The 25,612-nt window shown below is 32.7% G+C and carries 22 protein-coding genes and 2 tRNA genes; 11 read left to right on the top strand and 13 right to left on the bottom strand.

Going from position 1 to position 25,612, the window contains the following annotated elements:
• Window positions 1-17: 17 nt before the first annotated feature.
• From BUC29_RS00795 to map, 4 genes are all read right to left on the bottom strand, one after another.
• A complete protein-coding gene (locus BUC29_RS00795) occupies window positions 18-2,918 on the bottom strand; it encodes a DEAD/DEAH box helicase (protein ID WP_073412460.1) in 2,901 nt (966 codons plus the stop codon).
• 119 nt (window positions 2,919-3,037) lie between these two features.
• Window positions 3,038-3,811, bottom strand: coding sequence for a class I SAM-dependent methyltransferase (locus BUC29_RS00790; RefSeq protein WP_073412459.1), 774 nt, complete (start codon window positions 3,809-3,811; stop codon window positions 3,038-3,040).
• 80 nt (window positions 3,812-3,891) lie between these two features.
• Entirely contained in the window at window positions 3,892-4,266 is a 375-nt protein-coding gene (locus BUC29_RS00785) for a GxxExxY protein (protein ID WP_073413553.1), read from the bottom strand.
• A gap of 68 nt (window positions 4,267-4,334) precedes the next feature.
• Window positions 4,335-5,153, bottom strand: a complete 819-nt coding sequence (map, locus tag BUC29_RS00780; protein WP_073412458.1) for a type I methionyl aminopeptidase — start codon at window positions 5,151-5,153, stop codon at window positions 4,335-4,337.
• A gap of 234 nt (window positions 5,154-5,387) precedes the next feature.
• Here map and BUC29_RS00775 point away from each other — a divergent pair, with 234 nt between their 5' ends.
• The gene (locus BUC29_RS00775) at window positions 5,388-6,641 is read left to right on the top strand and encodes a DUF445 domain-containing protein (protein WP_073412457.1); all 1,254 of its coding nucleotides are present in this window, start codon (window positions 5,388-5,390) and stop codon (window positions 6,639-6,641) included.
• A 159-nt stretch (window positions 6,642-6,800) separates the two neighbouring features.
• Here BUC29_RS00775 and gpmI read toward each other — a convergent pair whose 3' ends face one another.
• A complete protein-coding gene (gpmI, locus tag BUC29_RS00770) occupies window positions 6,801-8,318 on the bottom strand; it encodes a 2,3-bisphosphoglycerate-independent phosphoglycerate mutase (protein ID WP_073412455.1) in 1,518 nt (505 codons plus the stop codon).
• A 141-nt stretch (window positions 8,319-8,459) separates the two neighbouring features.
• Window positions 8,460-10,889, bottom strand: a complete 2,430-nt coding sequence (locus BUC29_RS00765; protein WP_073412454.1) for a DUF5916 domain-containing protein — start codon at window positions 10,887-10,889, stop codon at window positions 8,460-8,462.
• A gap of 301 nt (window positions 10,890-11,190) precedes the next feature.
• Here BUC29_RS00765 and BUC29_RS00760 point away from each other — a divergent pair, with 301 nt between their 5' ends.
• Window positions 11,191-11,916 (top strand): murein L,D-transpeptidase catalytic domain family protein, encoded by a 726-nt coding sequence (locus tag BUC29_RS00760; RefSeq protein WP_073412453.1) that lies wholly within the window; start codon window positions 11,191-11,193, stop codon window positions 11,914-11,916.
• Here BUC29_RS00760 and BUC29_RS00755 read toward each other — a convergent pair.
• Window positions 11,905-13,488, bottom strand: coding sequence for a L,D-transpeptidase family protein (locus BUC29_RS00755; RefSeq protein WP_073413551.1), 1,584 nt, complete (start codon window positions 13,486-13,488; stop codon window positions 11,905-11,907). The genes BUC29_RS00760 and BUC29_RS00755 overlap by 12 nt on opposite strands.
• A 559-nt stretch (window positions 13,489-14,047) precedes the next feature.
• On the opposite strand from BUC29_RS00755, the gene BUC29_RS00750 reads away from it, so the two are divergent.
• Window positions 14,048-14,120 (top strand) — tRNA-Gly (locus BUC29_RS00750).
• A gap of 107 nt (window positions 14,121-14,227) precedes the next feature.
• A tRNA-Gly gene (locus tag BUC29_RS00745) sits at window positions 14,228-14,300 on the top strand.
• A 123-nt stretch (window positions 14,301-14,423) separates the two neighbouring features.
• On the opposite strand, the gene pepE is transcribed toward BUC29_RS00745, so the two are convergent.
• Complete coding sequence (gene pepE / locus BUC29_RS00740; RefSeq protein WP_073412452.1) at window positions 14,424-15,131, bottom strand: dipeptidase PepE; 708 nt, start codon at window positions 15,129-15,131, stop codon at window positions 14,424-14,426.
• A 164-nt stretch (window positions 15,132-15,295) separates the two neighbouring features.
• Between pepE and BUC29_RS00735 the strand changes: the two genes are divergently transcribed.
• From BUC29_RS00735 to BUC29_RS00705, 7 genes are all read left to right on the top strand, one after another.
• Window positions 15,296-16,063, top strand: coding sequence for a carboxypeptidase-like regulatory domain-containing protein (locus tag BUC29_RS00735; RefSeq protein ID WP_073412451.1), 768 nt, complete (start codon window positions 15,296-15,298; stop codon window positions 16,061-16,063).
• Window positions 16,050-16,778 (top strand): carboxypeptidase-like regulatory domain-containing protein, encoded by a 729-nt coding sequence (locus BUC29_RS00730; RefSeq protein WP_073412450.1) that lies wholly within the window; start codon window positions 16,050-16,052, stop codon window positions 16,776-16,778. Before BUC29_RS00735 ends, BUC29_RS00730 begins: the two co-directional genes overlap by 14 nt.
• Window positions 16,768-17,520: a BamP family beta-barrel-assembly machinery protein gene (locus BUC29_RS00725; protein WP_073412449.1), complete on the top strand. Its 753-nt coding sequence runs from the start codon at window positions 16,768-16,770 to the stop codon at window positions 17,518-17,520. Before BUC29_RS00730 ends, BUC29_RS00725 begins: the two co-directional genes overlap by 11 nt.
• Window positions 17,520-18,026, top strand: a complete 507-nt coding sequence (locus BUC29_RS00720) for a DUF6702 family protein (protein ID WP_073412448.1) — start codon at window positions 17,520-17,522, stop codon at window positions 18,024-18,026. The genes BUC29_RS00725 and BUC29_RS00720 overlap by 1 nt, the downstream gene beginning before the upstream one ends.
• 67 nt (window positions 18,027-18,093) lie before the next feature.
• Window positions 18,094-20,331: a M1 family metallopeptidase gene (locus BUC29_RS00715; RefSeq protein ID WP_073412447.1), complete on the top strand. Its 2,238-nt coding sequence runs from the start codon at window positions 18,094-18,096 to the stop codon at window positions 20,329-20,331.
• 105 nt (window positions 20,332-20,436) lie between these two features.
• Window positions 20,437-20,790 carry a Sec-independent protein translocase subunit TatA/TatB gene (locus tag BUC29_RS00710; RefSeq protein WP_073412446.1) on the top strand — a complete coding sequence of 118 codons (354 nt, stop codon included), beginning with the start codon at window positions 20,437-20,439 and terminating at the stop codon, window positions 20,788-20,790.
• A gap of 1 nt (window position 20,791) precedes the next feature.
• Window positions 20,792-21,355: a phosphatase PAP2 family protein gene (locus tag BUC29_RS00705; protein WP_073412445.1), complete on the top strand. Its 564-nt coding sequence runs from the start codon at window positions 20,792-20,794 to the stop codon at window positions 21,353-21,355.
• Window positions 21,356-21,610: 255 nt separating this feature from the next.
• On the opposite strand, the gene BUC29_RS00700 is transcribed toward BUC29_RS00705, so the two are convergent.
• The 5 genes from BUC29_RS00700 to BUC29_RS00680 form a co-directional block, all read right to left on the bottom strand.
• Window positions 21,611-22,252: an O-methyltransferase gene (locus BUC29_RS00700; RefSeq protein WP_073412444.1), complete on the bottom strand. Its 642-nt coding sequence runs from the start codon at window positions 22,250-22,252 to the stop codon at window positions 21,611-21,613.
• 115 nt (window positions 22,253-22,367) lie between these two features.
• Window positions 22,368-22,763, bottom strand: a complete 396-nt coding sequence (locus BUC29_RS00695) for a hypothetical protein (protein ID WP_073412442.1) — start codon at window positions 22,761-22,763, stop codon at window positions 22,368-22,370.
• Between the two features lie 190 nt (window positions 22,764-22,953).
• On the bottom strand, window positions 22,954-23,505 hold the full coding sequence (locus BUC29_RS00690) for a hypothetical protein (RefSeq protein WP_073412440.1): 552 nt from the start codon (window positions 23,503-23,505) through the stop codon (window positions 22,954-22,956).
• A 9-nt stretch (window positions 23,506-23,514) separates the two neighbouring features.
• Window positions 23,515-24,966 (bottom strand): hypothetical protein, encoded by a 1,452-nt coding sequence (locus BUC29_RS00685; RefSeq protein WP_073412438.1) that lies wholly within the window; start codon window positions 24,964-24,966, stop codon window positions 23,515-23,517.
• A 5-nt stretch (window positions 24,967-24,971) separates the two neighbouring features.
• Window positions 24,972-25,541 carry a YceI family protein gene (locus BUC29_RS00680; protein WP_073412436.1) on the bottom strand — a complete coding sequence of 190 codons (570 nt, stop codon included), beginning with the start codon at window positions 25,539-25,541 and terminating at the stop codon, window positions 24,972-24,974.
• Between the last annotated feature and the right edge of the window lie 71 nt (window positions 25,542-25,612).

Here is a 25,612-nt window from a genome sequence, read left to right as displayed (position 1 = left end):
TATTGGATCGGGCAATTTTAAGAATTCAGAATGTATTCTAAATTGGCTTCGATTTCATCATTGATATAACTTTCTTCTAAAAGCGAATCTGATAAAAGCTTTTTGTTTTCCTGTAGTTTGATGATTTTTTCTTCTACCGTATTTTTAGAAATAAAACGAATTACGTTGACTTTGTTCATTTGTCCAATTCGGTGCGCTCGTCCAACTCCCTGTTTTTCAGCAAAAGGATTCCACCACGGGTCTAGAAATAAAACGTAAGAAGCTTTGGTAATATTCAAACCAACACCTCCGGCTTTTAGCGAAATAAAAAATAATAAAGGTTCTTCTTTTTCCTGAAATAATTTTACTTCTTGTTCTCTTTTACTTGCAGGCGTTTCGCCTGTAATTTCACAATAGGTTATTTTGTTTTCTTTGCACCAATCTGTATAAAAATTCAGGTTGGTAACAAACGAACTGAAAATGATTACTTTCTGTTTTGCTTTTACTAAATTTTCCAGATAATTAGTAACCGCAATATATTTTCCCGAATCAATTTCAGATTCCTGATCGACCATTTTTGGGTGATTACTCAATTGTCTTAACTTCATCAGCGTATTAATAATGCTGATTTTGTCCGGACCTGTGCCATCAGTTTTTAAAAGGAAATTACGAGCTTTTGATTTTTCCTGTTCGTATAATTTTTCCTGTTCAGGATCCATATCACAATAATAAATCTGCTCAGATAATTCTGGTAAATCTTTTAAAACCTGTTCTTTAGTTCGTCTTAAAATATAAGGCTGAACGAGATTTTTCAATTCAGATAAAACATCTTCGTTCTGTTTTTTCTCAATTGGATTTTTAAAATTGTCAACAAAAAAATTATAACTGCCCAAAATATCAGGATTTATAAACTGCATCTGCGACCATAAATCGTCAAGTGAGTTTTCGATTGGCGTACCGCTCAGTGCAATTTTATGTCCTGTACTTATTTTATTTATGGCTTTAAAAATCTTAGAATTTTTATTTTTAATATATTGACTTTCATCCAAAATTAAATAGCGAAAATCATACTTCTCTAAAATTGAAATATCACGATGAATGATGCTGTAACTAGTAAAAATCAAATCTGTTGTGGCTAATCTTGCGGCTAATTGTTTTCTATCATTACCTACATATTGCATTCTCGAAAAATGCGGCGTGAATTTTCCAGCTTCATTAAACCAGTTAAAAACCAATGAAGAAGGTAAAACAATTAAAGCTTTTAGCGGTTCTCTTTCAATCGTGGTTTCGTTGGCAAATAAATCAAAATTGGTGGTTTTAGTTGTGAACCCTAATTGTTCCTGAACGGCAACCAAAACTGCCAGAGTCTGTAATGTTTTTCCAAGTCCCATATCATCGGCCAGACAAGCGCCAAGATTGGAGTTGAAATGTCCTAAGAGCCATTTTACGCCATCGATCTGATAAGGTCTTAAAGTTGCTTTTAATAAATCAGAAGATGTGTATTTAACTTGGGCTGTTACTTCGTCTTTGATTTCCGGAATGGCATCCAAAGCCGTAAAATTGCTTTTGCGTAAAAGCAAAGTTTTTCCTTCTGTTTTTGACAGTTTTGCCAGAGAACCATATTTACTGAACCATTCCAGCGGAATTAAAAAATAGTTTCCGTCAGGCAATGCAAAAAGCCTTTCCTTACTTTTTATATTTGGAATAATTTCGCTGAAATTGATTTTATAATTGCCAACAGTAATAATAATTTTAATGTCAAACCAATCTCCGTTTACATCTTTCGAAGCCGAAATAGTGTGATTTGAAGTAATGATTTCTTTGCTTTCGAGTTTTAAGTTTTGAATGTCAAAACCTAAGCTTTTCAGTTTTTCTTTATTATCAATTATTAACTGAATATTGATATAAGGATCAGAACTTTCGGCTTCAGAATTCAATCCGAATAACTCATTTTTGATTTTTACTAAGCCAATTTCGAGTAATTTATCTGTATAGAAATTTTCATCTGTATTACGTTTGAATTGAATTATTTTCGGTTCATTGGCAATACTGAAATCTACAAACGAATGTGTTTTTTTCGTTTTACTCGCATCAAATGAATAGCCGTTGTAATTAAAATAAAGATTAAGATAATAACAGTTTTTAAAGAAATCATAAACCGGTTGAATAGTACAGGAAATCAGTTTGTCGCGAAGTTCAATTTCGAAACCCGTAGCTTCAATATCAATTTTTTTAGCGATTTCCGGAATAAAACTTTTGAAATAATCATCGACTAATTTTGATGGGATTTCGATGGATTTTTTCTTCAAAAAAGGCATTAGTTTTTTAGCATTAAGCTCTTTTAACTGACCTAATTTTTTATTGATAATTAACCAGCCCGGTTCATCTAAAAGAATATCCACAGTGCTGTCCATTGGGAGGAAAGCTTTTTCGTTTTCTTTTAACGAAAGGGCATAAGTAATTCCTTCTGCGTGTTTGTCAAACTGAATCTGCGGCTCAAAATAAAGCGGTTTTATATTTACTTTTGAACGGTAAAAATCTTTTTCTGGTCCGAGATTTAAAGACAAAGGGAATTGTTCTTTTACAATTAAATCGTAAAAAGAACTTAAATGAAATTTTAAATGCTGACGAATGGCAAATTCAATTTTTGAATCTTTTTGTAAATCAGCAATAGTTTTAGCCGATTTGATTTTGGCGCTGAATTTCTTGAAAATAAATTCAGGTTTTAAAGATTCACAAGCCGTTAGAATTTTTTTGGTATTCGAATCTAAATCGTCATAAACAATTCCGAAGCTTTCAATTATGCCCAGAGTTGCTTTTTTGTCTAAATACTTGATTTCATCAGTATCCTCAACGATGTAAGAAGTTGGAATATGAGCATTAAGATTTTTGTCAAAACTGATGTCAAAACAGAACTGAAATGATTTTGTAGGTTCCAAGGTTTAGGGATTTGGTTGGCTTATAATTTAGAATAGGGCAAAAAAATAAAAGAGTTTTCAAAATATCAATAATTTGAAAACTCTTTTTTAATGAACTTATATCATTGTATGGAGAAAAATTAGTTTTCCTGTTTAAAACAAAGAGGAATAATTTCTCCTTTTGCCAAACAGTATTTTTCTACCAATTCTGGTGCGATTTTGTTAGTATAATCTTCTTCAATAACAATAAAACCAATGCTTCTTAATTTGTCAAAATAATCGCGTCCATAAATACGAACATGATCGTACTGGCCAAATATTCTCGCACGTTCTTTTTGGTCTGTAATCGAATCGTCTGCAAAAGTAACATCACGGTTTAAATCTTGTGGAATTTGTAAAATAGCCATTCCGCCCGGTTTTAAAACACGGTGTAATTCCTGCATTGCTTTTGTGTCATCCGGAATATGTTCTAAAACGTGATTACATAAAATCACATCATATTCGTTGTCTTTGAAAGGCAGATTACAAATATCTGCTTTTACATCGGCCAAAGGCGAAAATAAATCGGTTGTTGTGTAATCAAGATTTTTCTGTTTGCGGAATCTTTTATAAAAAGCCTGTTCCGGCGCAAAGTGTAATACTTTTTTCGGAGCTGTAAAAAAATCAGTCTGATCGTTTAGATACAGCCAAAGTAAACGGTGTCTTTCTAACGAAAGTGTACTTGGCGAAAGCACATTATTACGCTGCTTTCCGTATCCGTAAGGTAAAAATGATTTAAAGCTTCTGCCATCAATAGGATCAGTAAATTTATCTCCTTTTAATGAGAATGCTAAAATTGGCCGCGCCACATAACTCAAACGAATTAATAAAGGGCGGGGAATAGTATTTAAAACTAATTTGAAAAGTTTTTTCACAGTTAAATAAATTTGAACACGAATTTCACAAATTGACACTAATTATAGTTGCGGTGAAATTTCACGAACTTTGATTTGGGTTATAATATTATTCTTTTGTATTTGAGGCTATCTTCTCCAAAATTCACTAATAAACCTAGTTTATTCTTAGATGCAGCCAAATAATTTAATGTTTGCTTGATCTCACTTGTTGTTAATGTCGCAATTGCTTTTAGTTCTAAAATAATTTCATCGAAAATAACAAAATCTGCAAAATAGTAACTTGGTAATATGATATCTTTATAAGTAATATTATATCTTAATTCTCTATTGTACGGAATCTCATTTCGTTGAAATTCATATTCTAAAGCATCTCCATAAACCTTTTCACTATGTCCTTTTCCTAAAATTTTATGGACTTCCATACAAATTCCAATAATTTTATAGGATTCATCCCTTAAATATAATTCACTCATCATTTAATCATTCATTTTAGTGTAATTTTTACGGTAACACAAATCCGTGCAAATTCGTGAAATCCGTGTTATAATACAAGCGGCACTTTTCTGAATTCGTCTTCTTCATTGCTTTCGATTCCTAAAGCTTTGTAGATGTATTGGAAAGTCGATAATAATTCCGGTTTTCCATCAACTAAAGCTACGTCATGTTCGAAATGTGCGCTAGGTTTTCCGTCTGCTGTTGTGATTGTCCAGCCGTCTTTGTGTTGTTTGATATTACGTGTTCCCATATTGATCATAGGTTCAATAGCAACTACCATTCCTTCAACGAAAAGTTTTCCGCGTCCGCGTTTTCCGTAGTTTGGCATTTCCGGTTCTTCGTGCATTTTTTGTCCAACACCGTGTCCAACCAATTCACGAACAACACCGTAACCGTGAGCTTCAGTATATTTTTGAATCGCATTTCCAACATCTTCAACGCGATTTCCTGCTTTAAATTCTCTAATTCCAACGTAAAGAGATTCTTTAGTTACCTGTAAAAGTTTTTTAACTTCCGGTGCAACTTCTCCAATTTCGAAACTGTAAGCATGATCTCCGTGGTATCCATTTTTAAAAGCACCGCAATCTACAGAAATTACATCACCGCTTTGTAAAGGAATATTATTCGGAATTCCGTGTACCACCTGAGAATTCGGACTCATGCAAAGTGAATTCGGGAAACCGTATAATCCTAAGAAACTAGGAACTGCACCGTGATCACGTATGAATTCTTCGGCTAATTTATCTAGATATAATGTAGTAACTCCTTCTTTAATTTCAGAAGCAATCATTCCTAATGTTTTTGAAACGATCAAAGCACTTTCGCGCATTAATTCGATTTCTTCTCTGGTTTTTTGGATGATCATATTTTTCAGATTTTCAGTTGGCAAAAGTACAATTTTTAATTAAAATTTTTGGAGTTATTTTTTTTCGCCACGAATTCACGAATTATCTCAAAACAAAATTTAAAAAAAAGAAGATTACACAAATAAAGTATTTGTTTTTAAATAAAATTCGTGAATTCTTGGCTATTTTATAAGTAGCGTAAAATAAGTTTCTCGTAAAAAAGCCTTAAATTAGTAGTAAAAATATGTAAAATCATGAAAACTATTATAGATCAGGATATATCTAAAGTAAAGGCTTTGCGACGAATGCAGCGAACCGCTTTGGGACTTTTAGGATTTGCGGTATTACTTTTTATAATTGCTATTTATTTTAAAATTCCCATTTTACAGGCGTTTAGCGAAGCGGCAATGGTTGGCGGAATTGCCGATTGGTTTGCCGTTGTGGCTCTGTTTCGTCATCCGCTGGGAATCCCGATTTGGCACACAGCTATTATTCCGACTAAGAAAAATGAAATTGGAGAAAACCTTGGAAATTTTGTTTCAGAAGAATTCCTCAATAGGGAAAAACTGGAAATTAAACTTGACGAATTTAATTTTGCCACAAAAGCTTCAGATTGGCTTTCTCAGGAAGAAAATGCAGATAAGATTGCTTCTGTTGTTTCGGTGAATATTATTCCGGGAATTTTAAAAGCGATAAAAGATGAAGATATCAAAAGATTTATTCAGGTTCAGTTTAAAGAAAAACTAGAAGGAATAAATTTTGGAAATTGGGTTGCAGTGGCTTTAGAACCTTTACAGAAAGGGGATTTAAAAAATCAAATGCTGACGAATCTTCTGGAAGTGATGAGCAGCGAATTAACTAATAATAAAGATTTAATCAGGCAGAAAGTAAAAGCGTCGACCCCGTTTTTAAGTTTCGGACTTGCGGATAAAAGTATTACAGAAGGCGTTTTTAATGGTTTGCAGGATTTTTTAAATGAAGCCAAAAAACCTGAAAGCGCTGTGCGTTTAAAAATTGATGAATACATTTTCAATTTTCTGGAAAAAGTAAAAAATTCGGAAGAAATGAGAGTTAAAATCAACGATATGATTTTAGGTTTTGTTGGGAAAAAAGAAGTTCAGGATTATATCAATGGAATTTGGGATGAAATAAAACTTTCGATAACCAATGATTTAGACAAAGGTGATAATTCTTCGATTAAAAATAGTATTTCAAGCCTTATCCAGACTTTTGGAAACGGAATCAAAGAAGATTCAATTATGATTGACAAAATCAATAATTTCATTAAAAACGATTTGTTATCGGTTCTTCTAAATAATAAAAAAGTAATTGGAGATTTAATATCATCAACCGTAAAAAGCTGGGACGGAAAAGAAGTTTCGGAAAAACTGGAATTAGAAATAGGAAAAGATCTTCAATACATCAGAATCAACGGAACTTTAGTTGGCGGTGTTATTGGACTTGTGATTTATGGTGTTGAGCAGTTGTATCATTTTTTTATTATTTGATATTTAATTGTTGAAACGTATGTCAGGCTGAGCGAAGTCGAAGCCCGCGATCTTTACTGCACGTGCCTTCGACTTCGCTCAGGCTGGCACCAAAAATGCTTAAAAACAAAAAGGGACTAATTTTAAAATTAGTCCCTTTTTTATATAAAAAATTATTTTTTATAGTAACGAATGACAAGTCATAGCGTTTGGCTGCTGCACTCCCATTAATTCTAAAATTGTTGGAGCAATATCACCTAAAACACCATCCTGAATATTTTTCAATTGTTTGTCAACCAAAATAATCGGCACTGGATTTGTTGTGTGCGCCGTATTTGGGCTTCCATCAGGATTAATCATTGTTTCGCAGTTTCCGTGGTCAGCAATAACGATTGTAGTGTAATCATTTGCAAGAGCGGCTTCGATTACTTTTTTCGCGCAAGCGTCAACAGCTTCACAAGCTTTAATAGCAGCTTCCATGATTCCGGTGTGACCCACCATGTCTCCGTTTGCGAAATTTAAACAAACAAAATCAACTTCGCCTTTGTTCAATTCAGGAACAAGAGCATCTGCTAATTCATAAGCACTCATTTCAGGCTGTAAATCGTAAGTTGCTACTTTTGGAGAATTTCTCAGGATTCTTGATTCGCCTTCAAAAGGAGTTTCTCTACCACCTGAGAAGAAGAATGTTACGTGTGGATATTTTTCAGTTTCAGCAATACGGATTTGTTTTTTACCTGCTTTTTCTAAAACTTCACCAAGAGTTTCTGTGATATTATCTTTGTTGTAAACTACTTTTACGTTTTGATACGTTTCGTCATAGTTTGTAAGCGTTACATAATATAAGTTTAACTTATGCATGTTTTGCTCGTGGAAATCCTGCTGAGAAAGCGCCTCAGTAAGTTCGCGTCCTCTGTCTGTTCTAAAGTTGAAGAAAATAACAACATCACCTTCTACAATAGTTGCAAGGGGTTTTGCATTTTCATCTACTATAACAACTGGTTCGATAAACTCATCAGTAACATCTTTTTCATAGCTTTCTAAAACACTTGAAACCGGATTTGTTGATGGAGTTCCAACACCGTTTACAACAAGATCATAAGCTAATTTTACACGTTCCCAACGTTTATCACGATCCATTGCGTAGTAACGACCTACAATAGAAGCAATTTTTACAGGAGTATCTTTAATGTAATCTTGTAAATCATGAATGTATTTTGCCCCCGATTTAGGATCAACGTCACGTCCGTCTGTAAAAGCGTGAACATAAACCTGATCTAAACCATATTCCTGCGAAGCGTCGATTAATCCGCGAAGGTGTGAAGTATGAGAATGAACACCTCCATCCGAAACTAATCCTAAAAAGTGTACTTTTTTATTGTTGTCTTTTGCATAAGTAAAAGCGTCAATAAGAACTTGTTCTTTTGCAAGAGTTTTATGGGCTACAGCTAAATTAATTTTTGCTAAATCCTGATAAACAATTCTTCCGGCACCAAGATTCATGTGTCCAACCTCACTATTTCCCATTTGGCCTTCTGGTAAACCAACGTTTAATCCGTCGGTACGCAGCTGTGCGCTTGGGTAATTTTTGTAAAGACTATTTATAAATGGAACATTTGCATTGTCTATTGCAGATACTTTAGGGTCAGGAGATTTTCCCCAACCATCTAAAATCATAAGGATAACTTTTTTGTTCATTACATTTTTGTTTTCTACAAAGATAAGGCATTTCTAAAATTTGAAGAGAAAGCTTTATGACATTTATGTTTAATAAAACGAAGTGTAACAAAAAATATTAAATTAATTATATTACTCTTTATTTTTTAAAATTTATTCACGCTAAGCTCTTTTTCGAATCTTATTTTTGACAGCGTTGTAGTCGATAAAATATTTTACACTTATAGAAAAAACATGATTTAAGGCATCGTTGGTTAATAAGTTTGTAACATTATGTTTGAAATCTTTATCGATAATGCGTTCAAAATTAGAAGCATTATTTCTGTACAAAGCAGAAATCTGGCTTCCAGGAGCAAACCACCATGAATACGATAAATCGGCATTCCAGGAATAAAAACTTGAATTTTTATTCTCAGTATACTGTGGATACGGATCTAAAGTTCCATCATCTTCAAGTTTTAAAATGTCTTTGTTTTCTGCCGAAGACCAATATTGACGAACAGCCAGATTAAGCGTCATAGTGCTGTTAATAGCATATTTCCCGGTAATCGTATTGGCATAAGTGATCACATCGCGATTGGCAAAAACAACGGTTTTAGGAGTGTTTTCGTTATCGTCATCATCATAACTGTCGATATATCCTTTGTTATTATTTCTTTTCAGAAAACTAAAACTGTAAACTAATAAAAGTTTATCGCTAAAACGGTATCTCGGACTAATATCTGCTCCATAAGCAGCTCTTCCGGGCTGATCGGCAACTGATAATGAAGAGTTTATGTCTATAGCGAATTTATGATTGTAATTTGTTGAAATGCTAGCCCACATATCAAATTTTCGAGGAATAATTACATATCGGTTTTCTGCTCTTGGTTCGTAGTAATCATAAGATTCTAATGGTGAAATCGAAATTCCAGCTCCATAATAATTGTTTTTTACGGTACTTAAATTTAGATTTGCTTCAATTCGGTTTGCCTGAACTTTTCCAGAGTCTTTGTTAAATTCAGAATACATTTCATAATCGATTCTAAAGCTGTTAAAAAGCTTCGTTGGATTAAGAATACGGTAATTGGCATTTCCGTAAAAATTATAATAATTTGTGTAGAAATTAATTCCTAAATCGTTAGGGTCAAAATCTTTAGAAACAAAATCAGTACCAAAGCTGTAGCGGTATTTGCCGCTGGTTTCTGCAAAACTTACGGTCGAGAAAATACCATGTGTATCTTCGGTATCATTGATTGTGCTGTATTTTACATTACCAAATAAACTATACGTATTGGCTTTTGTATTTAAATCCCAGGCTAAACCTGTTACGTTGGCATCTTTGTAATGTCCGTTTCTGGTAACATTTGTATTGATAAAAGTAACCGATGAATTTTTTCTAAAACGCTGATCCAGAACCAAAACATTATAGTTTGTAAGTGGTTCTACAACTTCACGTCTTGTAGCGCCGGAAATTGTATCTTTTATGGTAGCAAAAGTTTTTTCGGTAACGGCGTTTAAAATTCCAACTCCCAAACCATTTTTAGTTCTTCCAGAAAGTTTTAATGCATTTATCAGATTAACGTTTTGCACTGTTTCGATAACTTCTTCATTGTCTTTTAAATCCGGTTCAACAGAAGGTTTTCCGCCAATTCTTCTCGAATAAAACATATTACCTTTATTGAATAAATCAGTTCCTTCGGTAAAAAAGGCTCTGTTTTCATTAAACTGCTGTTCAAATGGTCCCAAATTTAAAATCTGGTCGTCGTATTTTGTCTGTCCAAAATCAGGAATTAAAATCGCATCAACCGTAAAAGCATCAGTAATTCCGTATTTAATATCCATTCCGCCTTTTACAGTTCCATATGTTTTTTGTTCGTTTGCTGCATTTAAATAGTAAGAAGCATAAGGCATAAAAAACAATCGGGTAGGTGGTTTTATATTTTCAATTCCTTCTAGAATTCCGGCTTGCTGGGTAAAAGTTCCAATTTTTTTATCGACGAAGTTCCATGTATATTTATAACGCGTACGTTTTACTTCTCTAAAAAAATTAATTCCCCAGGTTTGTTTGTTTTCCTGAGAAAATCGCAACGCCGAATATGGAATTTTTATTTCGGCAACCCATCCATTTTCGGTAATGGCGGCTTTGCTGATCCAAACGGCATCCCATGAATAATCTTCACCATTAGCATCTGTCATAATACAATCTCCCTGAACATCAGCCGCCGAAACATAAAACATAAAATCCTGCTGGCCGTCATTAAAACCATTAATAAAAACGCCAAAAAGATCAGCCGTTCCAAAATTATCACGCTGAGAAATTTCCTTTAAAATTTTATTAGGCTCATTATCATACATCATGGCACCTATATATATGGCATCATTATCATACAAAACCCTGACACTTGTTTTTTTGTCGCTTGGTTCAGCCTTTCCATTGTCTGGTTCAAGAGTGATAAAATCTGAAGCTATTGAGGCATTCTCCCACGCAGTTTCATCCAGTTTTCCGTCAATAGAAATATTTTGCGAAATAGATTTCGCCTGTAATGCTTTTTTTTGACTGAAACACAAAAAATTAAATAATAGAAACGTTAGAAAAACAAGTTTTTTCATGGAAAAATTGATCGAAAAATGAATGTAAAAGTACTTTAATTTAGAAATAATAGACATGATTTTCTTCTACTTGTTACAGTTTTTGTTTCAAAATTTCCATTTTGTTTTGCTTTTTTTAAGAAAAAAGGGTGAAACGTTATGATTTTTTGAGTGAGAAAAAATCTTACAGAAACATCAGATTTATGTTAATAATGTTAAATTTTAAACAAAAAAAGCCTGATTTACAGGGATTTATTTTGAGGCTTTTCAAAAATTTATACTTTTGCCTTACCCAAATTTATTATTAACCTAAAGAAATTCAATGATTTACAAAATTTATCCGCTGCTTGTGTTTTTTCTATTGTCTTTTGGTAAAGATTCAAAAAACACCTCCGAATTAAAATCTGTAACAACTAAAAACATTGCAAAAGTTGAAACAAATCTTTCTGTTGATGCGAAAATTGCTAATGTTTATAGTACATTAGATTCGAACAATTTTAAACTTCCTGAACTTAAGACTTTTACTGAAGCTGTGAAAGGATTTTATCTTTTGAAAGAAAGAGGGATTATCCAAAAAAACATTCTAACATTAATTGATTTTAGTCTTTCATCAAACACCAAACGTCTTTGGGTAATTGATATGACTACTAACAAAGTGTTATTTAACTCTTTAGTTGCTCACGGAAGAAATACCGGAGAAGAATTTGCTACAACATTTTCAAACTTAAACTCTTCATTTAAAAGCAGCTTAGGTTTTTATGCAACCGGCGAAATCTATCAAGGTAAACACGGAGCTTCATTACGTTTAGACGGTCTTGAAAGAGGTCTTAACGATAATGCACGTGAAAGAGGAGTAGTTATGCATGGTGCAGATTATGTGTCTGAATCATTCATTAGAGATCATAAAAGATTAGGCAGAAGCCAGGGATGCCCTGCAGTGCCGGTTGAATTGACAAATGAAATCATTCAGGTAATAAAAGATAAATCATGTTTGTATATCTACCATCCATCAAGAAGTTTTACGATGGAGGAGAAGTTAATCTCTTAATCTGGCATACAAATCTGAATCAAGATTATAAATATCAGCTCTGAAAATGAGCTGATTTTTTTTGCTCCAGGCTGTCCAGTACCATTGATACAAAGCGTACTTTTTGGTGATTTTAAAACTCATTGTTTTTTTAGAAGCAATTATGGTATCGATTTTTTCTTTTGAAAACCTTTCAGGATCATCCAGAATATGTTCTGCTAATTCCAGCGGATTTTCTACACGAACACAACCGGAACTTAAAGAACGATTGCTTCGCTCAAAATAATTTCGGTGGTTGGTGTCATGCAGATAAACGCTGTGATGATTTGGAAATAAGATTTTCATTAAACCCAATGAATTATTATAGCCCGGACTTTGGACATATCTGTAATTATTAGGTTTGTTTTCGTTCCAGGCATGCGGGTCTACAACATTTCCTGATGTGTCGTAAATCGTTATATTTTTCTTGGCTAAATAATTTCGGTTACGTTTCATGGCCGGAACTACATCTTCTTTTAAAATAGTTGGGGGAACCGTCCATGTTGGGTTAAAAACCACCGTTTTTAAAACCGATGTAATAATAGGAGTTTTTCTTTTACTTGTTCCTACTACAATATTTCTAACCAACGTTGTGTCTTGATTTTCAACAACTTTTAGGCTGTAGTCAGGAATATTAATAATAAAATAGTTTTCAGCAAATTCGGCAGGATACCATCTCCAGCGTTCCAGATTGGCAATAATCTGCTGTTTTCTTCTTTCTTTAGAATAATTTAATGCACTGATTGTTCCGGGACCAATAACGCCGTCATCAGCTAAACCATGTCTTTCCTGAAATTTTTTAACGGCTTCAAAAGTTTTTTGATCGTATTTATTGGTAAGGCTGTCTTTTCCGGACATATCTTTCCAGAACAAAAGTTTCTTTTTGATGTTAATTACAGCATTGTTTGTGTCGTTTAAAGTAATTTTCTTTAAAGATTCAATAGTTTGAATATCTTCGTCTGGAAAAGAATTGATGATTTCAAGCGATTTTAATAATTGTTTATATGTGATAGATTTTGGCTGAATATTATCAACTATACTATCTAATTTGTTTTTATTAAAAGCCTTAATTAAAACATTATTTACATCAAAAGTTTTTTCCTCTAAATCCCAATCGGTATATAATTTTTTAGGATCCAGTTTTCCTTTATATAAATGTTCCAGATATTTCTCAAAATTATAAGTCAGCAGAATGTCATAAGTAGCTAAATCAGCATCATTCAATTTGCTAATTCTGTTTTCTAATTTCTTAAGCTGCGAAGTTTTATAATCTTCCGGATTTAAACCTAATTCTTCTGATTTTTCTAATTGTGAGATTACATATTGTCTCTTTTTTAGATTTCCCCAAACGGTTTTGTTTTGAGACGAAGCATAAAATTGCTTCAGGGTCTCACTTTTAAAGGTACTCAAAACTGCTGTGTCGACATCTACTGTTCGTTCATCAGTAAGTATAATTGCCGGAGCTTTTTTTATGGTAACGGGAGCTGGTTTAGGAGCTTCTTTTTTGCAGCTAATTAAAATGCATACCAATAAAAAAAAGTAAAGTTTCTTCATTCTGTAAATTTTAAACATTAAATAATGCTTTAATATCAAATGGTTCACCTTGGGGCTGGTATCTCATTTTTTTGTAAAAGCCAATGAGGCTGTTTTAGCTAAATCAAATTAAATTCCATTGACTTTGTTTTGCATTGGTGTAGGATTTACAATGTTTGTCCAAAGCTTTATCAAATCTTTTTTTTTATGATTTTCAATATTATATCAATTGAATTTGAGTTTGATTTTCGCTCGGCAAATATAGGATTGATTTTATTGAATAACGAAATAATTCCTGTTAATTCTTCATTATTATATAAACATAATTAGTGTGTTGTTTCGAAGAACTTCCTCTATCACGCAGCTTTTGGTTGTTTTACAATTCCAACAGCATCTTGTCGAACCATATGTATTACTTTTGATAGGATTTCTATAATTATGGTTATGTTTTTTTAAAAATAATTGATTTTATAACTTTTTAATTTTAAATGTGTTATAAGAAAATGTCAATTTTAATTAATTTTTTTTGCCAAAAAGCTTGTTTTGAACTTAACTTTCTTTTTATATTTGCACCAGCAATGCGAAAGTAGCTCAGTTGGTAGAGCTCCAGCCTTCCAAGCTGGTTGTCGCGAGTTCGAGCCTCGTCTTTCGCTCTAAAAAACCGGAGCTTTATCGTTTCGGTTTTTTTATCAAACTTAAATAATTTTTTGATTTTTGTTTTTTAAAATAATAAAATTATTTATATTTGCACCCTGTTAATGCGAAAGTAGCTCAGTTGGTAGAGCTCCAGCCTTCCAAGCTGGTTGTCGCGAGTTCGAGCCTCGTCTTTCGCTCTTCAAAAGCCTCAAACATTGTTTGAGGCTTTTTTGTTTTTGTTACTTTCTAAGTTATATAAGTAAAGATTTTTGTTAAGCATTATTTTAAATGACTTATATAACTTATATGGTAAAAGAAAACTATTTTAAATCACTTAAGTCACTTTCTGGTTCCAATTCTTCCGGAGTTTGGTTTTGTTTAAAAAGTCTAGCTTTCAAAGCACCTTTTAGAACTACCTTATTTCCTTTTACTTCAAGCCAGCTTCCTTCTCTTAAGCCTAAAACCGGAATTGTATTAAAAGCATGAAATTCCTTAATTCTGGTTTCGCGTGTTTCTCCCATATGTTGTGAATTTACATCAGGATCCAAATAATGCGGATTTAAATTAAACGGAATTAATCCCAGAGTTTGAAAACTTGGGGGGTAAATAATTGGCATGTCGTTGGTTGTCTGCATTGATAAACCGCAAATATTACTTCCGGCACTTGTACCTAAATATGGAGTTCCGTTTTTAACTTTTTCTGAGAGCAATTGCATGATGTTGTTTCTATATAATTGCGTTACAAGCAAGAATGTATTTCCGCCACCGGTAAAAAAACCTTCCGCATTTTGTATAGCTTTTTCAGGACTTTCAAATTCATGAATCCCTTGAAGTGTAATATTTATTGAGGCAAAAGCCTCAGCTGCTTTTTGGGTATATTCTTCATGCGAAATTCCGCCAGGACGTGCATACGGAATAAATAAAACAGTTTTACAATTTTTAAAATGTACTTCTAAAGTGGGCAATAAATATTCTAAATAACTGCCGCCGTGCAGTGTAGATGTGCTGGCGATGATAATGCTTTTCATAATTTTAAACTCAATTTCAATTCGTTAAAGATATTAAAAAAAGAGTCTGCAAAGTAATTGACAAATTGGAGTTTAATTAACATATTTTTACCAACTCCTTAATATTAAATTTGGATGACATTAGGATATTTTTACCTTTTTAATAATTTCCTAAATTTTTCGTCTTGACAAAGAATATTGTATGTTTTTTAGTAGCTGTTATAAGCCAAAATTCCTGGTCTCAAACTCAGGAACGTGTTCTTATCAATGGAAAAATTACTGCCAATACGCATGATTTGGAAGGAGTATATGTTGTTAATTCTCAAACCGAAGTAATGACAACTACAGATGCTTCCGGGGCTTTTTCGATTTTGGCAAAACCAGATGATACTCTTGTTTTTTCTTCAATTCAATTTAAAGAAAACAGGGTTTTATTGACTTGCGAAAATTTTACAGATTTGAATTTTACCGTAAAAATGAATTTGGTTATTCATCAATTACAGGAAGTTATAGTGAAACGATATGATAATATAAATGCAGTTTCTTTAGGAATTGTTCCGGCGGGACAAAAATCATATACAGAAGCTGAAAGAAAATTACGCACAGCTACAGCTTTAGATGCTACGGCAAGTGCAACAGGAATGGCAGGCGGATCTATTTCTGCTGATCCGCTTTTCAACTTTTTTTCAGGACGAACTGCGATGCTCAAAAAAGAGGTAGAAGTAGAGAAAAAGGAGTTTTTTATGAAACTTTTAGAAAAAATGTTTACTCTTGAGCATTTTATTGACAGGTTAAAAATTCCGGCCGAACATGTTAAAGGGTTTGAATATTATGCCGTCGAAAATAAACAATTCACCAATATTTTAAATTCTAAAAATAAAACTTCGACCGAATTTTTATTGGGAGAATTAGCTGTAAAGTATAAAGAAATAATTGCCAGTGAAGCTAAATAATACGCTACATATCATTTTAATTTTATTTTTTGTCCAGATTGGTTTTGGCCAAAACAACCCTTCTAAAGAAATTTTGGGACAGATTTTTGAAAAATCTACCTCAGTCGATGGAGTCAATATTATTAACAATACAACACAAGTTTCTACAATTTCTGATGCTGATGGAAGATTTTCTATTGCAGTAAAAGAAGGTGATGTTTTGGTTTTTTCATCAGTAAATTTGGAGCCTCTTAAACGCAGAATTTCTTCAGAGGATTTAAATTTAAGTCTGCTTGTTATTAAAATGACGGCAAAAGAAATTGAACTGAAAGAGGTGGTTGTAAATGATAATTACGGAATTACGGCTGAAAATTTAGGGATTGTTCCGCGTGGACAAAAAACATACACGCCTGCCGAAAGAAAAGTTTATACAGCAACTTCAACATCAGTAGATAAACTTTTAAATGCAATTTCGGGACGTACAAAAATGTTGAAAAAAGAAGTAAATGTAGAAAAGAAAGAGATGCTTTTTAGAAAAATTGAATATCTTTTTGATGAGAATTATTATACCGAAAGATTAAAAATTCCGGTAGACGATATTAAAGGATTTCAATTATATTGTGTGGATGATGCCGAATTTGCCGTATCTTTGAATACAAAGAATAAAACAATGAGTATGTTTTTAATAACGGAGTTAGCTCGAAAATATCTAATAATTCTTGAAAATGAAAAATAAACTAGTAATATTCGTTGTTTGCTTATTTTGTCAAATTGTACTTGGACAAAATGATATAAGAAAGCCGCTGCACGGTCAGGTTACAAACAAATCACTTAACATTGAAAGTGGTTATGTTTTGAATGTTAATGCCAAATCCAGAACTTTTATTGGTCCGGGCGGATTGTTTGATATTTTGGCAAAGCCGAAAGATACACTGCTTTTTACCGGATTGGCATTTCAGGCGAAAAAAATTGTCCTGACAGAAAAAGATTGCTCTCAGATACTTTTTTCTGTGCCTTTAGAACTCGTTAGCAATGAATTGAAAGAAGTTGTAGTTCGAAAAGATTTAAAAGTAAAATCATTAGACAGCAATACACAGCAATACGTTGATATGCAGTTTGAAGATGACAGGCAGTCTACAGCAAAAAATACAGTAATGTATTCTGATCAGACCATTAAATACGGAATGGATTTTGTTCGAATTTTTAAAGATGTTAAAAAACTTCTTTCGAAAAATGACGAAGTAAAAGAAGAAGAAATCTCGGATATTGCTTTTGTAGAATATTCAAAAGCAAATTTTAAACCTGATTTTTTTACTAAAACTTTAGGTTTACAAAAAGATGAAGTTGATTTGTTTTTGATGTATTGTTCGAATGATCCTGAATCAAAAAGACATCTTAATGAAGATCAGAAATTTGAGTTGATAGATTTTCTAATCAACAAAAATGCTGAATTTAAAAAAGTGAAGGCCTCTCAATAATGAAAAAAATATTCATTTATCCTTTAATTGGGATATTATTCTTATCGCTTTCTTCATTTGCATTTCATAAATTTTATGTGGGCGTTTTTCAGGTAGATTATGCCGCAGATAAAAAAATGATTCAAATTACATCCCGCATTTTTGTAGATGATTTGAATAATGCAATGGAGAAAAAATACCATAAAAAAACTTTTGTAGGAACAGAAAAAGAAACTCCGGCAGATGTTGAGCTGCTAAAGAAATATCTGGCTGAAAATTTCTCTATTAAAATAAACGGGCAATCAAAACCTATTACTTTTTTGTCAAAAGAAGTAGAAAGCGGTGATGTTTTAATCTGTTATTCGAGAATTAAGGATATTGAAAAATTTAAAACTATTGAAATTTCAAACACTATACTCGTAGATTGGAGTTCTGAACAGCAAAATATTACACATATTTCAGCATTTGGCACTAAAAGAAGTGTTCTCTTTACAGAATCTTCAAGGAAAGAATTGTTAAAGTATTAATTAATAAGTTAAATTAATATTTTAATTGTTATTTTCACAGCCTGACAAAAATTACCATTAAACTTTTATGAAAAAGCTTTCATTTTTACTAATTTTTCCAGCAATGTTAGTTGCTCAGGAAAAAGCTGCTGAACCAAAACAGCAAGGAAAATACGATACAAATAAGTTTAGCCAGATGTACGATTTGCTGGCAACACCAAACATGTTTCGTACTGCATCTGGAGCACCGGGACCTGCTTATTACCAGCAGCAGGCTGATTACAAAATTGATGTTGAATTAGATGATAAAAATTCAAAATTAAGTGGTTTTGAAACTATTACTTATTCTAACAATTCGCCAGATACTCTAGAATATTTATGGGTTCAGCTGGACCAAAATCAAGCTAAAGCAAACGGACAGACTTCTTTAGCTGAAGGAGAAAAAATCAATCAGGTGTTACCGCTTGAAGGTTTTTCAACTAAATATCTGAAAAAAGATTTAGAACGTGGTTTTAATATTGAACAGGTAAAAGATGCTAAAGGAAATCCGATGTCATATACGATCAACGAAACAATGATGCGTATCAATCTGGCATCACCTTTAAAACCGGGAGAAAAAATCTCTTTTTCTGTAAAATGGTGGTATAACATCAATAATTACAGAAAAGAAGGCGGACGTTCTGGTTATGAACTATTCGAAAAAGACGGTAATAAATTATATGTAATTGCTCAGTTTTATCCAAGAATGGCAGTTTATAATGATGTTGAAGGATGGCAGAATATGCAGTTTTGGGGAAGTGGAGAGTTTGCTCTTCCTTTCGGAAACTTCGACGTAAGTATTACAGTTCCTGCAGATCACGTAATTGATGCAACAGGAGAATTAACAAACAGAAGCGAAGTTTTTACTGCAGAACAAGTTAAACGTTACGAACAAGCTCAAAAATCATTTGACAAACCGGTTGTAATTGTAACTCAGGCAGAAGCTGAAGCAGCTGAAAAAGGTTTTTCTGAAAAGAAAAAAACATGGAAATTCAGTGCAAAAAATGTTCGTGATTTCGGAATTGCTTCTTCAAGAAAATTCATTTACGATGCAATGGCTGTAAAAATTGGAAACAGAACGGTTATGGCAGAATCTGTTTATCCAAAAGAGGCAAACCCACTTTGGGGTGAGACTTCTACATTGGTTGTAGCGCATACTTTAAAAAGTTATTCATCTCATACTTTTGATTATCCTTATCCAAAAGCTGTTTCTGTTTCTGCAGAAGATCAAGGTATGGAATACCCAATGATTTGTTGGAATTTTGGTCGTCCGGATGAAAACGGTGTAACGACAAAAGAAGTTAAAAACGGAATGATTGGTGTTGTTATTCACGAAGTTGGACACACTTTCTTCCCGATGATTGTAAACTCTGATGAGCGTCAATGGACATGGATGGATGAAGGTTTGAATTCATTTTTAGAATATTTAGCAGAGCAGGAGTGGGATTCGACTTTCCCATCAAGACGCGGACCTGCAAAAAATATTGTTCCTTACATGAGCGGAGATCAAAAGTTCTTAGAACCAATTATGTCTAACTCAGAAACGATTCACCAATTTGGAAATAATGCTTACGGAAAACCTGCTACAGGTCTTAATATTTTAAGAGAAGTAGTTATGGGAAGAGAATTGTTTGATTATGCATTTAAAACATATGCTAACAGATGGAAATTTAAACACCCGACTCCTGAGGATTTCTTTAGAACTATGGAAGATGCATCTGCTGTAGATTTAGACTGGTTCTGGAGAGGATGGTTTTATTCAACTGATTTTGTGGATATCGGAATTAAAGATGTAAAACAATACTATGTTTCTGAAACTCCAACCGCAGATATTAAAGATGTGAAGGTGAGAAAAGGGCGTTTTGGATTTGATAAAGGTCCTTTTGTTTACTTAGTTTCAGGAGATAATCCAGAAGTTAATGCTTCAAACAAAAAAGCCTTAAAGCTAGAAGAGGTAAAACCATTGGCTGATTATGTTGACCAGACTTTTACTGCAGAAGAAAAAGCAAGCATCAAATCTCCTAAATATTTCTACGAAGTAGAGTTCAACAAACCAGGCGGAATGATTATGCCAATTCTTGTTGAGATTACTTATGAAGACGGAACAAAAGATAATTATCAATATCCTGCTCAGATCTGGAGAAAAAGTAATGACACGGCTAAGAAAGTTTATGCAACTACAAAAGCCATAAAAAGTATCCAGATCGATCCAAAATTGCTTACAGCAGATATCGATGTAACAAATAATGCATGGCCAAAGGTTGAGCAAAAATCAAAATTTGACTAATAATAAACCAAAAAAGACTCTGAAAAGAGTCTTTTTTTTTAAGTAAATTTTAAAACTGTGCGCTTCAAAATTTAATATCTTTGTGGCACAACAAAAATAAAAGATATGTTTGGTATAGGAGGAGGAGAATTAGTTTTCATACTGTTTATAGTACTAATGCTTTTTGGTTCAGATAAAGTTCCGGAAATTGCCCGTACAATGGGGAAAGCTATGGCTCAGCTAAAAAACGCAACTAACGATATTAAAAGTGAAATTCAAAAAGGAGCAGAAGCCAATGGTCTTGATGCCAGATCTTTGAATAACTTAACAGGAAATATCAATGCTGAAATTGAAAATGCAAAATCGAATTTATTAGGAGATACTAATAATTTACTTGATATTAGCGATACAACAGCTGAAATAGATAAAGTGAAAGAAGACATAGAATCACTTTCGGGACCTATAAAACGCCAAAGATAATATGCTTGAAAAAATAGAAAAATTAGATATCAATTTATTGGTATATTTAAATGGATTAGGTTCTGAAACATACGACAAATTCTGGCTGATTATTACAAATCAGTTGTATTGGACACCATTCTTTTTACTATTGTTCTATCTTATTTATAAAAAAATAGGAGCAAAACAAACCTTATATTTACTGCTTTTTATAGCGGTTTTAATTGCTTTTACAGATCAGACCTGTAATTTATTTAAACATACTTTTCAGCGTTTAAGACCTTGTAACAACCCTGATTTAAGTTCGATTATCAGAATTGTTCAGGTTAGAAAATCTTTTAGTTTCTTTTCCGGACATGCTGCAAATACAATGGCTGTTGCAACGTTTTTATATTTGGTTTTAAAACGTCATTTCAAATATTTTGGCTTATTGTTTTTATGGCCTTTAATTTTCGCTTACAGCCGAATTTATTTAGGATTGCATTATCCGGGAGATATTCTTGCAGGATATTTCTTTGGGGCACTTTTTGGTTTCCTAATCTTCTTAGCTTACAGAAGATTAAAACCTCAATATTTTCCAGGATAATTTTTTTAGGTACTGAGATTTTAAGATACTAAGGTTCTAAGTTTTATTTGAGAAAACTTAGAACCTTAATTGCTTAGTGCTTATTTCATCTCAAAATTATATTATTCAATTGCCTCCAGCTTTAGCTGGAGGTAAATAGAACTAAAGAAGGACTTTAGTCAAATTATCTACGAGTGTTTAATTTGACTAAAGCCCTTGATGATTTTTTAAATTATGTTTCTCCAGCTAAAGCTGAAGGCAATTGATTTTTTTATTTTACAATACTCTGCTGACAGTCAATCCATCACGAATAGGCAGTAAAACGGTTTCAACGCGCGGATCATCTTTTAAAAGCTGATTGTATTCTAAAAGTACCTTTGTGCTAATGTCATTGGGATGAACTGGTTCAAGGATTTTTCCGCTCCACAAAACATTATCAGATAAAATAATTCCGCCTTTATTCATCTTTGGGACGATCATTTCCCAGTAATTGAGGTAATTTTCCTTATCTGCATCAATAAATACCAAATCAAATTTTACATCTATAGTTGGGATAATATCGATTGCTTCACCTAAATGCTGAAAAATCTGTTTTCCCCAAGGCGATGCGTCAAAATATTTTCTCTGAAAATCAACTAATTCCTCTTTAATATCAATCGTATGTAACTGTCCTTTTTCCTGCATTCCTTCGCATAAACAAAGAGCAGCATAACCCGTATAAGTTCCGATTTCGAGAATATTTACCGGACGAATTAATTTTGAAAGCATACTTAAAACGCGGCCCTGGAAATGTCCGCTAAGCATTCTTGGTAAAAGTATTTTCTGGTAGGTTTCTTTATTGAGTTTCGCCAGCAATTCTGGTTCGTTTTCAGAATGCTGCTCGATATAATCTTCTAATTCTTGTGATATAAAATGCATCTTGTAGTTGTTGTAATTTACTGCAAAAATACAAAAAAATATCCGCTGAGTATTTTGCATAAAAAAGCCACTCGTTTAAACGAATGGCTTCCAGTTTTTAGTTTTAATTTGAAAATTATTTTTTCAAAGCTTCATTTACATCTTTAGCAGTTTTCACTGTTCCGTCTTTAGCAGCTTTAGCAGCATTTTCAACTTTTTCTGCGCCTTTTTTAGTAGCATCTTTTACATCATTAGCTGTTTTCTTTGCTGCATTTTCAACATCATTAGCTGCTTTTTTAGTTCCGTCTTTTACATCCTGAACAGCAGTTTCTGTAGCGTCTTTTGCTTTTGCTGCGGCGCTTTCGGCTTTACTTACAGCGCTGTCTTTTACTTCTTCAATATCTGTTGTCAAAGAGTCGACTCTGTTTCCAAGAGTTAAGTTTTCTTCTGGTTTAGTTTCTTTTTTGTCGCATGACTGAACAGCGAATCCCAACATTGCAACAACAGCTAAACTTAAAAAATGTTTTTTCATAATAAATTGTCTTTTTAGGTTATAAAATTTAAAAGGTTATAAAGTGGAATAATAAAAATACAAATTTTAAAATTATGGCGCGCTTTGTAAGATTATTTTTCTTTTGAGTGCAAGACAATTCTTGTGCCAAATTTTTCAGTTTTTGAAAAGTTGAAGAATTTTTTTTTTGAAAAATTTTAGAAGTAAGTTTTTAGTTTTTATAAAGGCTGAAGTTAATTACAATATCATCTTTTACTTTAATTAATCCGGCCATTTTTACAGGCGGCTCTAAGTCAATATCAGAAAATTTTAAATTTAAAGTTCCATTAATTTTATCATCAGAATTGTACAGAATGAAGTCTTTGTATTTTAGTGTTTTATCTGTAATGTAAAAATTTAATCTGCACTTGTAATTTTTTCCGTTTGGCTTTACATCTGTAATACAAACTTTGCTGTTTGGAAATTGTTTCACTTTTACAGTTCCCTGTAAATCTTTGGTCATTATTTTATTACCACAATCAAAATTTGACATTTTGATTTCGGTATTAAAAGCATTTTTTTTATCCGAATTTATATGAACTGTATCTTTTATAGAAAAAGTATTAGAGCAATTGTATTTGCCAACAGTTGATGCTCCTGTAATTTCTATTCTAATTTTATGTATAACTACGGCTGCATCTTCTGTTAAAAAAGTGGGTTTAGCACTTCCTAAGAAAAAGAAAGCTGCTAAACCCGTAATTACTATTTGAAATCTAGTTTTCATTTTTTTATATTAGAATGCAATTGTTGCTTCGAATACTAAACCATTGAATTTACCACCATAAAAGTTGTTTGGGTTTCCGGTAGCAGGATCTCCTGTAAATTGTGAGTAATCTTTATAGTTTTGATTAACGTAGTTTAATTTAGCTAAAATGTTTTTAGTCATAAACCAGCCAGCGCTTGCTTCAAATTTATCAACGGTAACCTTTTTAGCATCCGCATTAGATAATTTTCCAGATACTGTATTGTATTTGCCTCCAAGATAGAATTGTTCTGTTTTTCCAAATCTGTAAATAAGCTCTGAAGCGTATTGATTAGCAGTACGTTTGTCATCAGTACCAGCTTTATCTCCTCCTGAAGCTAATTCTATAGTTCCAAAGAATTCAAGTCCTTTATATTTTACAAAAGGGTTAATCATGTATGTAGTAGCCCAATTTTTGAAATTAGGATTGAACGTAGCCTCTGGAGTAGAAGTTTTACTGAAACTAGTAGCAACATCAGTAGTAGTTGTAGAAATAACAGCACCATTAGCATCTGTCTTAGTAATCGTATTTTTATAAGCGTTATTATTTAATATACCCCAATAACCAAATCCTGATCTGTTAGCAGCATATATGTTTGCATTACCAAGATTTGCATTATGGTAATATGAACCAGTTAATCTTACTCTTAAATCTTCATTAAGCTGTTTATCATAACCAAGTTTAGCTAAGATTGAAGGACTATGTGTTGTGTTTGTGTTAGGTCCAGTAGTATAAAAAACTTGTTCATTACTTTGATTTAAATTACCGTTTGTAACCCCTAACATGCTTACCCATCCACTTCTGTTGTAGTAAACCTCCATACCCATCTCTGTAGTGAAAGAATACATGATGTTGTTTCCAACAAATGCATTTTTGATTGTGTTACCATTATCAGAACCTCTAAAATGAGCATCACCAAAATTGTTCTCCATTTGCCCAATTTTAATGGTAGCATATTTCATTACATCAGCCAAAAAGTCTTTTTTGATAAAGTCTAACTTGTCAATTTGTAAGTATCCGCCTTTTACATAAGAATCATTGTGATGTCTTGAAGCTAAATAAACATCTAAATTTACTCTAACTCCGTCAAACAATTGGGCACCAATATACATATCAGCAGCCGGAAGAGTAAAATTGTTCTCAGTATTCATTAAACGATATCCTGTAATTGATCTAGTGGTAGTCCCGGTAGCTGTAGTAGCTGTAGTCGTAATGTTATTAGGTTGGTCATTGAATGAATTTGTTGCCTGGAAATCCATGTTGAAAGCACCACCAAGGTCAATACTAAGACCTTTAAACTCTCTAGTGTCTTTTTGTACGTCGAAAACGTTGATACCGTCTTTTCCTCTAGAGATTTGGTTTTGCATGTTTCCAAAACTTACCTGAGCCTCAACAGCAAGTGTACTTATTAATGTAACACATAATACATATATTCTTTTCATGGCGTTTATAAATTAAAGTTTAAATTGAATTTTATCGTTAACTCCTGTCCTGTTTTAATGGTTCCAAGCATGGCAGTTGGAGCTTTCATTCCGAATTCTGTAAAAGTAATTTTGTTAGATCCCTGCATGTTCAATCCGTCTTTTGTAACAGTTGTTTTTACGGTCGTTTTATATACTTTGCTCACTCCTGCAATCGTGTAAGTACCGGTTAATTCCCACGTAGTTTCATTAATTTTTTCAGCAGATTTTAAAACGTATTTAATGTTTTTGTTTTTATCTGTTTTTAAAGCTTCGTAGGCAACTTTATCCATGCTTTTTTTCTCGCTTTTAATACTTTCTGCAATAAGATTTATTGATAAAGATTCAATTTCTGTTAGTTTAGAATTTACTATTGTTAAGTTTGATGTTCCTGTTCCTGATGATGACTTCATCTCCCAATCATGCAGTGTTGAAGTACCTGCAACCGAAAAAGCAGATTTGCCATCTAAAGAGTATGTTTTTTGTGCTGTAGCAAATGAAGTAACTCCGAAAAGTGCAATTACAAATGCAAATAATTTTAATGTATTCGTTTTCATTTTATCAGTTTTTTATTGTAAAAAATAAGTTAACAAATGGCCGTTTTTATTTTAGTACTAAATGTTATTTG

Origin of the sequence: Flavobacterium defluvii (assembly GCF_900129555.1) — a bacterium.
Classification (GTDB): domain Bacteria; phylum Bacteroidota; class Bacteroidia; order Flavobacteriales; family Flavobacteriaceae; genus Flavobacterium; species Flavobacterium defluvii.
The sequence above is the reverse complement of the archived record's forward strand: the minus strand, read 5'-3'. Positions and strand labels throughout refer to the sequence as shown.

Excerpts from the sequence above, each read along its gene's own strand:
- BUC29_RS00785 (WP_073413553.1), bottom strand. The coding sequence starts at position 4,266 with ATGAGTGAATTATATTTAAGGGATGAATCCTATAAAATTATTGGAATT.
- map (WP_073412458.1), bottom strand. The coding sequence starts at position 5,153 with ATGATCATCCAAAAAACCAGAGAAGAAATCGAATTAATGCGCGAAAGT.
- BUC29_RS00775 (WP_073412457.1), top strand. The coding sequence starts at position 5,388 with ATGAAAACTATTATAGATCAGGATATATCTAAAGTAAAGGCTTTGCGA.
- gpmI (WP_073412455.1), bottom strand. The coding sequence starts at position 8,318 with ATGAACAAAAAAGTTATCCTTATGATTTTAGATGGTTGGGGAAAATCT.
- BUC29_RS00765 (WP_073412454.1), bottom strand. The coding sequence starts at position 10,889 with ATGAAAAAACTTGTTTTTCTAACGTTTCTATTATTTAATTTTTTGTGT.
- BUC29_RS00760 (WP_073412453.1), top strand. The coding sequence starts at position 11,191 with ATGATTTACAAAATTTATCCGCTGCTTGTGTTTTTTCTATTGTCTTTT.
- BUC29_RS00755 (WP_073413551.1), bottom strand. The coding sequence starts at position 13,488 with ATGAAGAAACTTTACTTTTTTTTATTGGTATGCATTTTAATTAGCTGC.
- pepE (WP_073412452.1), bottom strand. The coding sequence starts at position 15,131 with ATGAAAAGCATTATCATCGCCAGCACATCTACACTGCACGGCGGCAGT.
- BUC29_RS00725 (WP_073412449.1), top strand. The coding sequence starts at position 16,768 with ATGAAAAATAAACTAGTAATATTCGTTGTTTGCTTATTTTGTCAAATT.
- BUC29_RS00720 (WP_073412448.1), top strand. The coding sequence starts at position 17,520 with ATGAAAAAAATATTCATTTATCCTTTAATTGGGATATTATTCTTATCG.
- BUC29_RS00715 (WP_073412447.1), top strand. The coding sequence starts at position 18,094 with ATGAAAAAGCTTTCATTTTTACTAATTTTTCCAGCAATGTTAGTTGCT.
- BUC29_RS00710 (WP_073412446.1), top strand. The coding sequence starts at position 20,437 with ATGTTTGGTATAGGAGGAGGAGAATTAGTTTTCATACTGTTTATAGTA.
- BUC29_RS00705 (WP_073412445.1), top strand. The coding sequence starts at position 20,792 with ATGCTTGAAAAAATAGAAAAATTAGATATCAATTTATTGGTATATTTA.
- BUC29_RS00700 (WP_073412444.1), bottom strand. The coding sequence starts at position 22,252 with ATGCATTTTATATCACAAGAATTAGAAGATTATATCGAGCAGCATTCT.
- BUC29_RS00695 (WP_073412442.1), bottom strand. The coding sequence starts at position 22,763 with ATGAAAAAACATTTTTTAAGTTTAGCTGTTGTTGCAATGTTGGGATTC.
- BUC29_RS00690 (WP_073412440.1), bottom strand. The coding sequence starts at position 23,505 with ATGAAAACTAGATTTCAAATAGTAATTACGGGTTTAGCAGCTTTCTTT.
- BUC29_RS00685 (WP_073412438.1), bottom strand. The coding sequence starts at position 24,966 with ATGAAAAGAATATATGTATTATGTGTTACATTAATAAGTACACTTGCT.
- BUC29_RS00680 (WP_073412436.1), bottom strand. The coding sequence starts at position 25,541 with ATGAAAACGAATACATTAAAATTATTTGCATTTGTAATTGCACTTTTC.